Source organism: Acinetobacter sp. YH12138, assembly GCF_015218525.1.
GTDB classification, from domain to species: Bacteria; Pseudomonadota; Gammaproteobacteria; order Pseudomonadales; family Moraxellaceae; genus Acinetobacter; species Acinetobacter amyesii.
Genome location: NZ_CP048670.1, coordinates 2,830,244 through 2,846,755 on the forward strand (window position 1 = coordinate 2,830,244; position 16,512 = coordinate 2,846,755).

14 protein-coding genes are annotated in these 16,512 nt (G+C 42.5%); 4 read left to right on the plus strand and 10 right to left on the minus strand.

From position 1 onward, the window contains the following. Positions 1 to 64: 64 nt before the first annotated feature. The 8 genes from G0029_RS13765 to dxs form a co-directional block, all read right to left on the minus strand. Positions 65 to 325, minus strand: coding sequence for a lipid asymmetry maintenance protein MlaB (locus G0029_RS13765; RefSeq protein ID WP_218945760.1), 261 nt, complete (start codon positions 323 to 325; stop codon positions 65 to 67). Positions 326 to 364: 39 nt separating this feature from the next. Further along, positions 365 to 1,000 carry a phospholipid-binding protein MlaC gene (locus tag G0029_RS13770; RefSeq protein WP_078189299.1) on the minus strand — a complete coding sequence of 212 codons (636 nt, stop codon included), beginning with the start codon at positions 998 to 1,000 and terminating at the stop codon, positions 365 to 367. Positions 1,001 to 1,017: 17 nt separating this feature from the next. After that, positions 1,018 to 1,698: an outer membrane lipid asymmetry maintenance protein MlaD gene (locus tag G0029_RS13775; protein ID WP_078189300.1), complete on the minus strand. Its 681-nt coding sequence runs from the start codon at positions 1,696 to 1,698 to the stop codon at positions 1,018 to 1,020. Further along, entirely contained in the window at positions 1,698 to 2,477 is a 780-nt protein-coding gene (gene mlaE / locus G0029_RS13780) for a lipid asymmetry maintenance ABC transporter permease subunit MlaE (RefSeq protein ID WP_078189301.1), read from the minus strand. The genes G0029_RS13775 and mlaE overlap by 1 nt, the downstream gene beginning before the upstream one ends. Then, positions 2,474 to 3,292, minus strand: coding sequence for an ABC transporter ATP-binding protein (locus tag G0029_RS13785; RefSeq protein WP_218948088.1), 819 nt, complete (start codon positions 3,290 to 3,292; stop codon positions 2,474 to 2,476). The genes mlaE and G0029_RS13785 overlap by 4 nt, the downstream gene beginning before the upstream one ends. A 407-nt stretch (positions 3,293 to 3,699) precedes the next feature. Further along, positions 3,700 to 5,511, minus strand: coding sequence for a DEAD/DEAH box helicase (locus G0029_RS13790; RefSeq protein ID WP_078189302.1), 1,812 nt, complete (start codon positions 5,509 to 5,511; stop codon positions 3,700 to 3,702). Between the two features lie 457 nt (positions 5,512 to 5,968). Further along, positions 5,969 to 6,799 (minus strand): inositol monophosphatase family protein, encoded by an 831-nt coding sequence (locus G0029_RS13795; protein WP_078189303.1) that lies wholly within the window; start codon positions 6,797 to 6,799, stop codon positions 5,969 to 5,971. A gap of 112 nt (positions 6,800 to 6,911) precedes the next feature. After that, positions 6,912 to 8,822, minus strand: coding sequence for a 1-deoxy-D-xylulose-5-phosphate synthase (gene dxs / locus G0029_RS13800; protein WP_180106893.1), 1,911 nt, complete (start codon positions 8,820 to 8,822; stop codon positions 6,912 to 6,914). Positions 8,823 to 9,133: 311 nt separating this feature from the next. On the opposite strand from dxs, the gene ribA reads away from it, so the two are divergent. Beyond that, positions 9,134 to 9,736 carry a GTP cyclohydrolase II gene (gene ribA / locus G0029_RS13805; RefSeq protein WP_168379100.1) on the plus strand — a complete coding sequence of 201 codons (603 nt, stop codon included), beginning with the start codon at positions 9,134 to 9,136 and terminating at the stop codon, positions 9,734 to 9,736. 92 nt (positions 9,737 to 9,828) lie between these two features. On the opposite strand, the gene hemN is transcribed toward ribA, so the two are convergent. Beyond that, positions 9,829 to 11,202, minus strand: coding sequence for an oxygen-independent coproporphyrinogen III oxidase (hemN, locus tag G0029_RS13810; RefSeq protein WP_180093020.1), 1,374 nt, complete (start codon positions 11,200 to 11,202; stop codon positions 9,829 to 9,831). 277 nt (positions 11,203 to 11,479) lie between these two features. Between hemN and hemF the strand changes: the two genes are divergently transcribed. From hemF to aroE, 3 genes are all read left to right on the plus strand, one after another. Further along, positions 11,480 to 12,421, plus strand: a complete 942-nt coding sequence (gene hemF / locus G0029_RS13815; RefSeq protein ID WP_180021580.1) for an oxygen-dependent coproporphyrinogen oxidase — start codon at positions 11,480 to 11,482, stop codon at positions 12,419 to 12,421. 231 nt (positions 12,422 to 12,652) lie between these two features. Next, on the plus strand, positions 12,653 to 12,874 hold the full coding sequence (locus tag G0029_RS13820) for a hypothetical protein (protein ID WP_180093022.1): 222 nt from the start codon (positions 12,653 to 12,655) through the stop codon (positions 12,872 to 12,874). A gap of 102 nt (positions 12,875 to 12,976) precedes the next feature. After that, positions 12,977 to 13,765 (plus strand): shikimate dehydrogenase, encoded by a 789-nt coding sequence (aroE, locus tag G0029_RS13825; RefSeq protein WP_180062850.1) that lies wholly within the window; start codon positions 12,977 to 12,979, stop codon positions 13,763 to 13,765. An 85-nt stretch (positions 13,766 to 13,850) separates the two neighbouring features. Here aroE and G0029_RS13830 read toward each other — a convergent pair whose 3' ends face one another. Then, positions 13,851 to 16,358 carry a hypothetical protein gene (locus tag G0029_RS13830; protein ID WP_180106891.1) on the minus strand — a complete coding sequence of 836 codons (2,508 nt, stop codon included), beginning with the start codon at positions 16,356 to 16,358 and terminating at the stop codon, positions 13,851 to 13,853. Between the last annotated feature and the right edge of the window lie 154 nt (positions 16,359 to 16,512).

A 16,512-nucleotide genomic window follows, 5' to 3' on the forward strand; every position in this document is an offset into this window, starting at 1 on the left:
AGACTTGCGAGAGTTTCTTATCCCGCTAAAATAAAAAAAAGCACCGTAAGGTGCTTTTTTTTATTTAGATCAATTGCAAGTCATGCTCAAGATGACAGGCTTGAATAATCTTCATCATTTTTTCAGGGACTGCTTTAAACTGTAAACCTTGCGCTTTTGGCGTTTGACGTAACCAACGAACCAAAACAGCTAAAGCTAAAGTACTGCCATGCTCAAGCTCAGCAAGATTGACCACTAAGGGAAAAGCTTGCTGTTGTTGAATCAATTTCAAGCCGTCTTGATAATACAATTCGGCATTGTTGTAATCGATTTTGCCTGAAACCATCAATTCTTGTTGATGAAGTTTAATCACACATCACCTATCTTATTTTTTCTTGTCTAATGCTGCATCAGCATCAGGTTTGAAGTTCGCAATTGCTTTATCTATGTTACCGCCATTACGTTTTACAGTGGCCGCAAACTGATTACGGAATTGTAGGCCTAGGTCGATACCCGAAACGTTGATATTACGGATTTTCCATTGTGAACCTTTATCCGCCAACTGGAAAGAAACTGGAATTTTTTCACCGTTGTTATGGAAATCAATCGTTACAACAGGGTTCTTACTGTTCGACGCTTTATATGGACGCATGCTATACGTTTGGTTACTAAACTTGGCAAAAGCTGAACCATAGTTTTCGATCAGTGTTGCACGGAAGTTACGTTCAAACTGCGCACGTTGAGCCGCTGAGCTGTATTGATTCGTTGCATACGTACCCATAACGATACGTGTGAACGCTTGTGAATCGATATACGGATCTAAATTTTGACGAACAATCGTTTTCACAGCCGCAGGGTTATTTTGTAGTTTTGCGTGGTCTGCTTTTAAACGTGTAATGAGGCCATCAGCCACTTTTTTTACAAATGCAGGTGGTGCTTCGCTTGGAGCAGCAAAAGCTGTACCTGCCATCATAGTTGATAAGATACTTGCTGTAAGCGTATGTTTTAACAATGTGTTCACTTAATTTCTCCTAAAAATTATTCAACAAATGCAGGTTCTTCTGCCGTTGTTGTGTCAGCAGCTTCTGTTTTTTGTTCAGCTTCTGCTGTGCTGTCAGATTTGTTCCCTGCACCACCGGTCACAAATTTAGACACCAAATCTTCGATTTCCATCGTACCTTGGGTATTACCAATTTGGTCACCACGTTTTAAGAAGTTGACACCACCACCCGGTACAATTTTCAAATATTTCTCGCCCAATAAACCATTGGTTGCCACCATAATGTAAGCATCTTCATCGATATTGGTGATGGATTTCATGTTAGCAATCAGTTGCTGTTCCATTTCTTTTTGTTTCGCAGGTGTCGCTGCTTCATAGTCTGATGTGTAACGCAGTTCTTCGAGTGCATTCTTTTGCACTTCTTTTAATTGTTCTGCGTTGTAAGAGGTTAATGAACCATCCATAATCAGATGTGCTGTCACTAAACGCGTCACAGGATCGAGTTTCAACGATTCTACTTGACCAACTTTAACACCACTTAAGGTAACTTTAGCACGGGGTTTAATCCCGTTTACATTTTCAAATGTCGCGGTCAATTCATAACTGTCTTCGATGTTATTGCCGACCAAACCACTCACACGCATAGCCAAGAAGAAAATAGCGATAGCAAACAGAATGACAAAAAAACCGACGGCCAGTTCACTCGTACGTGATTTCATTAAATACCTCCGAACATGACCGCAGTCAACACGAAATCTGAACCTAAAACACACAACGAAGAATACACGACAGTACGTGTGGTCGACGTTGCAATACCTTCTGAAGTTGGGACACAGGCATAACCCTGATAGACCGCAATCCAAGTACAAATTAATGCAAAAACAAAACTTTTGATGATGGTGCCATTAAAGACGTCTTTAAAGAATTGCACACTGTTCTCGATGCCACTCCAATAAGAGCCTTCATCTGCACCCAGAAAATCAACACCCACCAATTTACCGCCCATGATGCCGACCGCAGCGAAAATCACCGACAACATTGGCAAGCTAAAAATACCGGCCCAAAGTCGTGGCGAGATCACCCGTTTTAAGGGATCGACCCCGATCATTTCCATACTCGACAACTGCTCAGTGGCTTTCATCAAACCAATTTCAGCTGTTAAAGCTGAACCTGCACGACCTGCAAAGAGTAAAGCCGCAACCACAGGTGCAAGTTCACGCAGTAACGTCAGTGCAACGGCGGTGCCGAGCATCGCTTCGCTACCAAAGGTCGACAGAATGCTATACATCTGCAAACCCAGTACCGAGCCAATAAATAAGCCAGATACCACAATAATCAGTAATGAGAGCACACCAACACGGTACATCTGATAAATAAACAATTTCACGCCAAGTAAAGTCGGCATGGAAAAAAGAATCTGCAGCAACATAATGGTTGCTACGCCGATTCCTCGAACACGTTCAATGACGCGTCTACCTAATGCGGCAATAGCATTCATGAACGAACCTCATGATTTAAATAGGGCTGATGACTGAATTGATAATCGACCGGACCTTCTACCGAACCCGTCAAGAACTGCTTCACAAAAGGCGAAGCATGTGCTCTTAACTGCTCAGGTGTTCCCTCGCCCTGCACTTTCCCTTCAGCCACGACGTAGATGTAATCTGCAATTGATAAAGTTTCAGCTACATCATGCGAAACAATAATCGTGGTTAAATCTAAAGCTTCACGTAGCGAACGAATCAAGCGGGTTAAAACCCCCATCACAATCGGGTCTTGCCCTGCAAAAGGTTCGTCATACATGATTAACTCAGGATCCAGTGCAATTGCACGGGCCAAAGCCACACGACGATTCATACCACCCGATAGTTCAGAGGGCATCATTTGTTCTGCACCACGTAAACCAACCGACTCTAATTTCAACGCAACAATTTCAGCGATCAAATGCTCTGGCAACTTGGTATGCGCACGAATCGGAAAGGCTACGTTTTCGTATACCGACATATCGGTAAATAATGCGCCGCTCTGGAACAACATCCCCATACGTGCACGCGCAGCGAAGAGCTCCTGACGTGACATCTGTGCAATGTCCTGCCCATCAAGCAACACTTCTCCATTATCGGGAGTCAATTGACCACCAATTAAACGGAGTAAAGTCGTTTTACCTGTACCAGATGGACCCATAATTGCAGTGATCTGACCACGACGAATTTTTAAACTGACATTGTCATAAATGACGCGCTCTCCTCGCTTAAAACTCAGGTTTTTCACTTCGATCAGTGCCTGAGTCTGAGAAGACGTTTGATTATTCATAGCTGAGGATTTTCCTGCATTTTTTTCAGCATGCATACTATAAAGGATTGAAGTTTAAAATGTTACCATTGCATGGGCGCATATCCCTGCATTACATCAGGTAAATTGTTTTTTATTATTAATGCGATTTTATAGAGGGTGATTTCAACCCAATAGAAGAATTTAGTTAAAATAATTGTATATATAGTAAACGATATTACACAATAAGAGTGTCAAACCGATATAAGGCATAAGTACCTCGATCATCACTGTACGCATATTTGCCAACGCGTTTCCGTTCATATTAATTATCATTAAACACATAAAGTTTGATCAAGTATACATTTTTCTGATTAAAAAGCTAATTTAAATCCATAAAAAAAACCGGTGTTTCCACCGGTTTTTTCGATATTTCTTTCGAAATTCAATTAGTCATTGAATTTACGACGTGGACGATCTTCACCGAAAGTGCGTTCGCCACGTGGTTTATCATCACCGAAACGTTTTGGACGGTCATCGCCGAAACGTTTTGGACGATCTTCACCAAATGAACGTTGAGGACGGTCACCGTTGAATTCACGACGTGGACGATCTTCACCAAATGAACGTTTTGGACGATCGCCATAACCTTCACGAGCTGGTTTGTAATCTACACGGTTACCACGGTTGTCATCGTTAGAACGACGGTCAAAACCACCTTCACGACGTGGACGATCGCTGTTAAATTCGCGACGTGGACGATCTTCAAAACCGCCTTCACGACGTGGACGATCGTTGTTAAATTCACGACGTGGACGATCTTCGAAACCGCCTTCACGACGTGGACGATCGTTGTTAAATTCGCGACGTGGACGATCTTCGAAACCACCTTCACGACGTGGACGATCGTTGTTGTATTCGCGACGTGGACGATCTTCGCCACCGAATGAACGACGTTCGCCATCACGGTTGCCTTCACGACGTTTGAAGTTTGATTCACCTTCAAAACGACGACCGCCACCGAAACCACCACGACCACCGCGACCACCATCACGACGACCACGACCGCCATCACGGCTACCGCGTGCAGGAGGTGGAGATGGCTCAAGACCTTCAATTTCAGACACATTTAAACGTGCATCTAAGAAGTCTTCTAAAGCACGGATTTTACCGCGTTCACGGTAAGTCGCTAAAGTAATCGCGTTACCAGTACGGCCTGCACGACCTGTACGACCGATACGGTGTACATAGTCTTCGTTCTTCATTGGAAGACCGAAGTTAATTACGTGTGAAATAGTTGGTACGTCTAGACCACGTGCAGCAACGTCAGTCGCAACTAAGATTTTTGCACGACCTTCACGAATGCTACGTAAACGACGGTTACGTACAGTTTGTGGCATTGCACCGTGAAGAGCGACAACTGAGTGACCTGCTTCTGCAAGTTCTTCAGCCAACATATCTGTATCTTCTTGAGTAGATGCGAATACAACTGCTTGATCTACAGACTCATCCGATAACCAGTGAGTCAAAAGTTTTTTCTTGTGTTCGAAACCGTCAGTCCAGTGAAGAGTCTGAGTAATGTCAGTATTTGTAGAGTGACCAGTTTCAATCGCAATACGCTGTGGATCATTCATCATGCGTTCTGCAAGTGTAATGATACGCGGCGCAAATGTTGCAGAGAACATTAATGTTTGTTTACGGTTAGCAGCCAAGTCGCTGATCGCTTCTAGGTCTTCAGAGAAACCTAAGTCAAGCATACGGTCAGCTTCGTCAACGATTAACGCATCAACGTTGTCTAATTTAATTTGACGACGGTTCACCAAGTCAAGTAAACGACCTGGAGTCGCTACGACAACTTGTGCACCTTTAAGCTGTTGAATTTGTTTACCGAAAGGCATACCACCCATAATTGCAGCAATACGAACACCTTTCATATGACGTACTAAAGCAATTGCGTCTTGGCTAACCTGTTGAGCCAATTCACGTGTAGGGCAAAGTACAAGAATAGACGGTGCAGTTACCGCTTTCATGCGCTCTTTGAAAGACATCAAAGTGTCTTGACCAGCCAAAGCATTCACAGTTGGGAGTAAGAATGCAGCAGTTTTACCAGAACCAGTTTGGCTTGATACAAGAAGGTCTTTACCTTCTAATGCAGCTGGAATTGATTGTTCTTGCACTGGAGTCGGAGTAGTAAAACCTAGACCTTGTAATGCTAGTTGTAACGACTCATGTAAAGGAAAATCAGCAAAAGTTTTGCTCATAGAGTATTTCACCCCAAAAATGGGTGCTCCATTAAAAATATAAATTCAGATGGACATCGGCAAAAAGCGGCACAGCAAAAAACGCTGAAAATATAGAATCAGCGGCGATCCGAGAACGACGATGTGTATAACGCACACATGATTACAGCCGCAACCTGAAGGAATCGCTTAGCGATTGGGTGGGGCGCGAAATATCGTCCTCTCTTTGGACCGGAACGCGCATACACAATGATAGAAGAGAATGTTCAGGTAATGAACGAAATTTAGTGCGTGCGGGGATTATAGCAGAAAGTTTTTAAATGTCACCTGTTTTAGTCAACTTCAGAATGTTTTTTGTAAGAAGCTTTAAATTATAGGTGTTTAAGCCTTTATTTTTGACCGATTAGACAAAAATAAAGCCCTCATAAAGAGGGCTTTATTTCATTATTCTGTCAATAAACTCGAACTAAGCGTTCTATTATTTAGCAGCTTCACCCCAAGCTGGAACAACAGCTTGCATAAGTGGTTTAAGCATTTTCATAGAACATGCAAGTACTTGACCATTGTCCATTGAGTCGTTACCACCACGAGCATCAACCACAGTACCACCCGCTTCTTTCACAATAAGTTCACCCGCAGCGATGTCCCAAGGTTTCAAACCAAGTTCGAAATAACCATCGAAACGACCGGCAGCAACATATGCTAGATCAAGAGCAGCAGAACCTGAACGACGGTATTGAGCACCGGCTTCAGTCACATTTAACAATGAGTTGAAATGGTTTTTCGCATAAGAAACCACTTCGCCATTACGAATTTTACGATACGCATGCCCCACTGAAAGGAAAGTGTTTTCTAAGCTGTCTTTTACATTTACACGAATACGGCGTTGGTTCATCATCGCACCGCGACCACGGCTTGCAGAGAACAACTCATCTTTCACAGGGTCATAAATAACACCGTGTTGAGTTACACCTTTATGTTGAACTGCGATAGAGATACAGAAATGCGGAACACCATTAACGAAGTTTAATGTGCCATCAAGTGGGTCGATGATCCAACACCAATCAGCGTCGTGACCTTTGCCTTCTTGAAGACCAAACTCTTCGCCTAGGAAACTGTGATTTTTATAGCTTTTACGTAGGGTATCGATAGTCAATTGTTCCAAATAACGGTCAACACGCGTTACTGGACCATCAATTCCTTTTTCTTCGACTTGTAGATCGAGTTTATGACGATTTTGATGCGCTTTTAAAAGCTCTTGACCAACTAATTGAGCCGCACGCGCAGCCATAACCACCATAGGTTCCATTGAACACCCACTACAAATTTGAAGATACTGATAAAGAATAATGCATAAAAGCCCTTATATCTTATCAAATATAAGGGCTTTTAGGGAAAAAATGTTTCTAAAAATTAGAAATTCAGCAAACTACAGTTGACTTATGCTTTGTCCAGCTTTGTGTCACAGAAGTGATAATGCCTTCAGCATCTAGTCCAGCTTGTTGTAGCATTTGAGCATGTGTCGCCTGATGCATAAATTCATCTGACAAACCTAAATTCAGCATCGGTTTAACAATACTAGCTTGCGCTAAATATTCATTTACCGCACTACCCGCACCCGCCATCACTGCATGCTCTTCAACTGTCACAAATAATTGCGTGCTTGCCGCGATTTGATCGATCAACTGTGTATCTAATGGTTTTACAAAACGCATATTTAGCACACGAACTGCAACATCCAGTTTTTCAGCCAATACTTCAGCCGCCTCAACCGCTGCCTGAACACGGCTACCAAATGCTAAAATCGAAATTGTTGCATCTTGCTGATCATTAAAGCTTATAAGAACTTCACCACGGCCAATTTCAAGCTCGGTCATCTCTTGCTGAATCTCAACACCTAGTCCATTACCTCGTGGGTAACGTACTGCCGCTGGGCCTTTATACAAATAAGCCGTATGCAACATTTGACGACATTCATTTTCGTCTTTCGGCGCCATGATCACCATGTTCGGCACGGTACGCATAAAGGCATAATCATATGCACCGGCATGCGTTGGGCCATCTTCACCAACCAAACCTGCACGGTCGATACCAAATGTGACATCAAGATTTTGCAAAGCGACGTCATGAATCAGTTGGTCATAACCACGTTGTAAAAAGGTTGAATAGATTGCAACAACCGGTTTTACCCCTTCACAGGCCATACCCGCAGCCAAAGTCACCGCATGTTGTTCTGCAATGGCAACATCAAAAAAACGCTCAGGGAACTGCTTTGCAAATTGCACCATGCCTGAGCCTTCACACATCGCAGGAGTAATCGCTAATAAACGATCATCCTGTACAGCTTCATCACATAACCACTGACCAAAAACATCTGAATATTTCGGTGCAGTTGCCACAGCAGCAGGTGCATTCAGTTTACTGATGGCATGGTATTTAATTTGATCTGCTTCGGCAGGTGCAAAGCCTTTACCTTTTTTGGTATAGACATGCATTAAACGTGGGCCTTTGCGTTTTTTTAAGGCTTCAAACACGTGTGTTAATTGTTCAACATCGTGCCCATCAAAAGGACCAAAGTAGTCAAAGCCAATGGCTTTAAATAGGTTGTCTGCAGCATCGGTCGCAGCACAATGTAGGCGTGAGTTATACGCCCATTCAGGATGAGGTTGAATATAAGCTTCGCCATTTTCAGAAATATTCACCGATTGACCACTTTCCCATATCGCAGCCAAATGCTTAGCAAAACCACCGGTACTGCATGAGATCGACATATCGTTGTCGTTCAATACCACCATAAGGTCAGCATTGTGTGCCACCGCATCGTTCATTGCTTCAAAAGCCATGCCCGCTGTCATCGCGCCATCACCCACGATTGCCACCACATGACAGGGATCTTGCTTGAAGCGACGTGCTAATGACATTCCAAGGCCAGCAGAAATCGCTGTTGATGAATGGCCTACGCCAAAGGTGTCAAATTCAGATTCTTCACGGGCAGGAAACGCAGCCAAACCATCTTTGGCACGAATCGTCACTAATTGTTCACGACGACCAGTTAAGGCTTTATGCGGGTAGGCTTGATGACCCACATCCCAAATCAGACGATCACGTGGCGTATCAAAACAGTAATGTAATGCCACGGTTAATTCAATCACCCCAAGATTGGCACCAAAATGCCCACCACTTTGTCCGGCCGCATACAAAATAAATTGACGTAACTCATCCGCCACTTGCTCTAATTGGCTGCGCTCGAGTAAACGAAGTTGTTGAGGATGGTTAATCGTATCCAGCAACGGTGTTACAGGGCGTTGAAATGGTATTTCTTTATACAGCATAATGTGGCAAAGCCTTCTAAAGCCTGGCAAATTCCTAAGCTCGGTCTAAATGGGTAACTCGATCATATCGTCGAATTGTATCACCTTACAATCAGCCAAACTTGTAGCGATGTAATTTTTAGCAATGATCTCGTTGGGGAGATTTTGAATGAGTCAGATTATCCTGAATAATCTTCCTATTTATCAACTATTATCGTTCGCTTTATACAAAAAAGAAAATGTTCTGCATAAATTCGTCGTTGCAATTCTACCAATGTCCAAGCATTACGCTATACTTTAGCCAATTTATAATCGAATAAACGGGTTAAGCAGTGCCTATAGAATTTGTCGCAACGTCAAGATTACCGACCGCTTTTGGTGAATTCAATATTACGGTTTTTCAGGATCCTGAAACCGGTGAAGAACATGTCGCACTCTCTAAAGGACTAGAACAAGCTCCCACTGAACCTGTTTTAGTTCGTATCCACTCCGAATGCCTCACCGGTGATGCCTTCGCTTCACTCAAATGTGACTGCGGCCCACAACTTCAAGCCACCCAAAAATTAATTAATGAAGCGGGTCAAGGGGTGATTTTATATTTACGTCAAGAAGGTCGCGGTATTGGTTTAACCAATAAAATTCGTGCTTACGCCCTACAAGACCAAGGCCATGACACAGTGGATGCCAATTTATTATTGGATCTTCCTGCCGATGCACGTCGTTATGATATGTGCCCTATCATGTTGAATCATCTCAACATTACGGCTGTGCGTCTCATTACCAATAACCCATTAAAAATTGAAGCGCTCCAAGAGCAAGGCGTGAATGTCGTTGATCGTGTTCCGCTGACTGTGGGTTTAAATCCCTTTAACGAACAATATTTAAAAACCAAACATGATCGTATGTCGCATATGTATCAAAAGGACGATTTTTAAAAGTCCTTTAAATTCTCCATCTATAAATCCCTCCAAACCTCCCTTTACAAAAGGGAGGCTTTCCCCTCTTTAAAAGAGGGGTTAGGGGAAATTCAAATCGTCATCGAAAAAATACGATTTTCCGGCACACGGCGTTTTAACCTTAAGTCAAAAGCCATGCAGATATTACGTACAAAAGGTTTGCCTTTTTCGGTAATTTGGATGCTCTGATCACCCAACTCTAATAATCCATCCGCTTGCATTTCTGTTAATTGTGCAACCACTTCATCAATTTCTGGAAATTGCATGTCTGTATTTGCCCACGAAGTATGGAATGTACACATCAAATTCAGAATATGTTTACGAATGATTAAGTCCTCATCTGTCAGCACATGACCTCGATAAACAGGAATTTGGTTTTGCTCTAAACGTGAATAATAGTCTTCAATTTTCTTTTCATTTTGTGCAAAGCTGTACCAACTATCACTGATCGAAGATAAGCCGAGTCCAATCATTACTTGGGTTTTCGATGCGGTATAGCCCATAAAATTTCGGTGCAAACTGCCCTGCTGAAAAGCTTGATACATTGGATCTTGGGTTAATGCAAAATGATCCATTCCAATTTCATGATAGCCTTGCGCCAGTAGCTGTTTTTTACCTTCTTCATAGCATTGACGCTTTAAATCATCTTTCGGGACATCGGCATCTTTAAAACCACGCTGACCATTGCCCTTAATCCACGGCACATGCGCATAGCTATAAAAGGCTAAACGATCTGGCATCAAACGATTGGTCTGTTCAATGGTATGCAACACGTCGTTTAAATCCTGAAATGGCAAACCAAAAACCAAGTCATGCGAAATAGAGGTATAGCCAATATCACGTGCCCACTGTGTCACTTGTTCAACATGTGCAAAGGGCTGAATACGGTGGATGGCTTTTTGCACCTTCTCATTATAATCCTGCACTCCATAACTTACGCGTCGAAAGCCAACATCATACAAAGCTTGTAAATGCTCACGTGTGGTATTGTTCGGATGCCCTTCAAAGCTAAATTCATGTGTATCGGCAATATCAGCATGCACTAGAATGCCTTGAATCAACTGGGTAAGATGCTCAGGAGAAAAGAAAGTAGGCGTTCCCCCGCCCAAATGAATTTCTTTAATTATTGGCCGGTCAACCAAGAGCTGACAATATAAGTCCCATTCTTTCAGCACCGCCTGAATATAAGGCAGCTCCATCTCATGTTTTTTCGTGACTTTTTTATGGCAACCACAAAACGTACATAAGCTTTCACAAAATGGTAGATGGATGTACAGACTGATGCCTTCGAGGTGATTGCTCTCATTAAAAGATCGCTTCAAGCCCTGTTTCCACTGTTGTAATGAAAACTCAGCTTCCTCCCAATACGGCACGGTTGGATAACTGGTATAGCGTGGACCTGGTACATTATATTTTTGAATTAAAGAACTCGCCTGCTGAGACATCGATGCACCATTTCAATCAATGAGATTCAATTTAAATCTACCTTATGATTATTGTGCTGAGCTTCAGAAGTGAATTCAACCTAGCAAATTTGTCGGAATAGGCACAATTTCAGCCGGAGCAATTGCTGCTAACTTTGCATGATCTTTTGGTTTAATCACTAGATTTCCAGATTTAAAGCAAAGATCCGATGCTGAGTATCGGGAAAAATGCCTTAAGTTTTCACGTAATTTATGCTTTGATGACACTTATCTTTAAATTATTTTAATAAAGGTCACCATGCAGAATCCAACTTCAGCCGATATTCAACGTGTAGATGAATTCCTTCGCGATTTACAGGCACGGATTTGTGCCGCATTGGAACAGCAAGAACGTGCTGGTGGCGGAAGTGCCGAATTTGCGATCGATGACTGGGAACGCCCTGAAGGTGGTGGTGGTCGCTCACGTGTTCTTCAAAATGGAACGGTGATTGAAAAAGGCGGTGTGATGTTCTCGCACATCAATATTTCAAAATTACCCGCCTCTGCGACTGAACGCCATCCCGCTATTGCAGGTGCAAAAGCGCAAGCCATGGGCGTGTCGTTGGTAATTCACCCGAAAAACCCCAACGTCCCAACCTCACATGCCAATGTGCGTTTATTTGTCGCGGAAAAAGAAGGACAAGATCCGATTTGGTGGTTTGGCGGTGGTTTTGACCTCACTCCTTTTTATCCAAATGATGAAGATGTCTTGTCCTGGCATCAAACTGCCCATGATCTTTGTGCCCCATTTAGCGATACGCTCTATGATGAACATAAAAAATGGTGTGATGACTATTTCTATCTCAAACACCGTGATGAACAACGTGGTGTCGGTGGTTTATTCTTTGACGACCTCAACCAATGGGACTTTGAAACCTGTTTCAAATATATGCAGGCCGTGGGTAATGGTTATTTAGAGGCAATTTTACCAATCTTCCAAAGAAACCAAGACAAAGCCTATACCGAAGCACAACGAGACTTCCAACTTTACCGTCGTGGTCGTTACGTTGAATATAACCTAGTGTATGACCGTGGCACCTTATTTGGTTTACAAACTGGTGGGCGTATTGAATCCATTTTAGTAAGTATGCCACCTTTGGCGGGCTGGTCATATCGTCCTGAATGGGAAGAAAATTCTCCAGAGAAAAAGCTCACCGACTTTTATTTAAAACCGCAAGATTGGCTGAATACGCTGAAATAAAACGGATAAACGTGTATTTGCCTCTGTCCATCAGGGGCTTTTCATTGCCTTTTAATTAAAGTATTTGTATTTCTAGGTAATATCTTGATGCATAAATAAATTTTTTAAGCATTTACTTTGTAATCAGATTGCTCAACAATGACACATCTTTTAAACAGCTTTACGCTATGTCATTGCACAATGTGTCAATAAACTCATGGCTGTAACTTTCTTGTACGGAGTACAACGCACATGACACATCAAACACTCAATAAAAAAGCAGTCAGTCTTACTGCCTTGGTGTTTTGGAGCTTTGCTGTTGTGCTGATCAGCGCTATCAGTACTAATATTTTTTCCGAAACGTCTTTGAATGATAATTTGGCTATTGGCTTCATGGTGGTTGCCTTGATTGGTTTAGTCATCAGTGCTTCCAGCATCTTGATTCAAAGCGTCTTAGATATTTGTAATCCTTAATTTTCCGCCTTTATTTCACGATTTTGAGACTGCCCGAACTTTAGCCATCATCACATTTGGCGTATATTGTCTGCTCTTTCACATCTACATGGACGCTGTGCAATGAGCAAACAATTTGCCGTGATTGGCAACCCGATTGAACAATCACGCTCACCTGAACTTCATCATGCCTTCGCTGAAAAAACAGGCCTCGACATTCAGTACAGCAAACGACTTGCGCCACTCGATGGTTTTCAGCACAGTGTCGAATCCTTCTTTGCCGAAGGTGGCATCGGTATGAATGTCACTGTTCCATTTAAAGAACAAGCCTATGCACAATGTGCCGTGCTTACTGAACGTGCCAAAATTGCAGGTGCGGTCAATACATTATGGATGCAAGATGGCACACTCCATGGTGATAATACCGATGGACAAGGCCTAGTCGATGCCATCCGTGCCTTAGATTGGAATTTAGAACAGACCGATATTTTAATTATTGGTGCAGGTGGTGCGACACGTGGCGTGATTTACCCACTGGTACAAGCCGGGGCCAAAAAAATCGTCATTGCCAACCGTACTTTAGCACGTGCTGAGCAATTGGTCGCTGATTTAAAAACTGCCGTCCCCAATGCCGAACTTGCAGCCATTGCCCTCACCGACTTAGCTGGTCAATTTGATCTGGTGATTAATGCCACATCGGCCAGCTTAACGGGTGATCCGCTAATTTTGCCTGAAGCTTTACAATTCACCCACGCCTATGAAATGGCCTATGGCAAACCATCGACATTTTTGGATCAAGCCAAAGCACGCCACGTTCCAACCTCAGAAGGTTTTGGCATGTTGGTTGGTCAAGCGATTGAATCTTTTTCCATTTGGAATGGCGTCAAACCTGATCTAAAAGACTTTCTATAATTCAAAATGATTTGCTCAATTTACTTTCAAAGCAGTCGAAACACCTAAAAAAAGAACCTCGATTGAGGTTCTTTTTTTATCCAACTTAGTTCTTGTGTTTTTGAATGGCCTTATAGGTCTCATAATAAGCCGATTGGCTGAACAACTCTTCGTGTTCTGCTGCTAGGCCTTGCAATGACGCTTCTGATAATTTTCCTTTGATATCATCAGCAAAGGCTTGCGCATAGATTTTTGATGCTTTCACCAAATGCGCTTTTTCAGTTCCTTCCAGTTCATAACTGGCTAAAAAGTTTTGTTGATATAAATGTGCAAATATCGCCTGATCAGTCTTATAGTTTTTTTGCAATTGTTTCCACTCAACCTGAGCTTTGTACTCACCAATCCCCGACTGCACATAATGATTGACCGAAGAACCTAAGTCATCAAAGTCTTGATAGCGATGCAAAGCATGCTTATCACGTAATTGATTTAAACGTTTCAGCGCATTGCCTGTTGGCTCTTTTAAGCCATCAACAAATCGATATGCATAAACTTCTGCAATTTCATTCAAATCATTGGCTGAGTAATAACGCACATACTGAGCGCGATAGTTAGCAAATGCCACGACAAATGCCGCTTGATAGGCTTTCACTTCAGATTGATGACGTTTATAACTTTGCAAAGCCACAGTACTGAGATATTCAGGAAGTTCGATTTCTTCATTTGCAGCACGGACATCATCGACCGATGCAGTTTCTGCTTCAACAAGCAGAGGATCATTTCCCGTGATTGGTGCAAGCAGACCTTTCAACATATTTTCAAAGAGTGAATCTTTACTGACTTCCTCAATGGATTTTGCCTGTTTCATGGCTTGACGATCAATTTTAGTCGCATTGCCATAATTCAAGATTTGGTTGCTACTTTTCAGCTTTAATTGACCTAAACGTGGCTCATTAAAGGCCAATTGATAGTCCATTACTTGGACGCGGCCTTTGTGATCTAGGCCTACATCCATCACAACATTCGAAGATGATTTATCCTGTGCATTCAGCACCTGCGCAATTTCAGCTTGATGCTTTTGCCATAATTGCTGGAATTGTTTTACATCGATAAGTTGTTCACTTTGATATTGCTGGAATACCGGCTTTAACTGCTCAACAGCGTCCGCAATCTCAGAATCTGTATAGGATGCGTCCGCAGCAGAGGCCGATGGTACAGAATCTTCTTGCAGCGGTATCACCCGAACATCTTGATAATCCTGACACAGCGTGACTTTACCAATCGGCACCTGTTTGGTGTTCATCAAGGCCTGACAGGTTTCCTCAGATAAGTTCGCTGTTTCGTCATCTTCTTCGGAAGCCGCATAAGCTTCGGTTACTTCAGTATCCGAACTATAGGCTTCTTCGTCATCACCCGCGGTCGCCTCCGCATATGCACTTGCAGTATCAATCGCGTATTCAGCAGATTCAGCGGCAGAAGACGTTTGTTCTTCTTCCGTTTCATGTTGGTGATACATCAGGCCATGCATTTTCGCATTGAGCAGCTCATTCACACGTTCTACAGATGCATAAGCCGCATCATAGTCTTCATCCTCAGCTGCTGCCGCTACTGCACCTCCCGCCGCTTCAGCCGCAGCCATCGCCTCTTCGGAAGCACTGAGATGCACAGCTGCATCCACAGATTCATCTTGCTCAGCGTCACTATTGCGCTGACCTTTGATTTGCGTGGTGTAATAGTTGGCGTTCACAAAATCAAAAAGTTCAAGCTGGGTGTATAGCGCATCAAGATCACCCACATAGCGGATTTTTTTAGTCAGCCCTGCATTTTTTTCATCACGTGTTAAAGCAATATTTTGCACTTGATTCGGCTCTGCCAAGACATAAGGCAAAGCATTCATTTGTTTTAAATAGTCAGCAAATTTTTTCAAATCGTACTGAGCAATCGTGTCTTTATGTTTTGAAAAATCCACATAAGCCAAGCTGTTTTGGCTTTCACGATTTACCATAAATGGCATAAACGCAAAGTAGTTGGTATAAAATTTATGCTGATTAAAATCAATGATCATCGGCAACTGTGCATTCACCTGCAAAGTCGGTTTTTGATAACTCAATTGCAAGGTTAAGGCAGCAAGTTGTTCTCTAAAATGTACTGAACCGCTATAGCTAAACTGTAAATCATTCAACACATTCAGCAGTGATTGAGCAATTTTAGATTGCGGAGAAACGCCATCATCTTCATCGCTATAGCGCGCTGATGGTGGGATCGATTCATTGGCAATAGCTTGATAGAGCTGTTTCTTTTCTTTTTGGCTAAATGGAATATTTTGGGTTTTAATCAACTGATCCAGTTGTTTTTTAAGTTTAGGATCCAGCTCTGGCTGTGTAATAGTTGCAGGCTTTGACTTGGTTTCAGGCTTTTTTTCATCAAACTGAATATCGGTCTGAATTGAAAATTGCCCTTTCATGTCATAACTGGCATTTTCAAACATTGCGTTTAAGCCTTGAGTGGCTTGTTGCCCGAGAGACTGATCCGTTGAATTGGTTTTTATGACATGTTGAGCACACCCAGTAATACTCAAACCCAGTAAACAAAGTGTTATATATTTTAATCGCATAATTGTACGAAAGACCTAAGTTCTTTATGATTTATTAAAAGAAAAAAATGATCAAAAGATCAACATCCAGTCTATCAGAAGTTTACTTTTCACATGTTGGTTAAATATTACAATTCGCCTTTCTGACATTTTTTAAGGGCGTATTCATCAATGT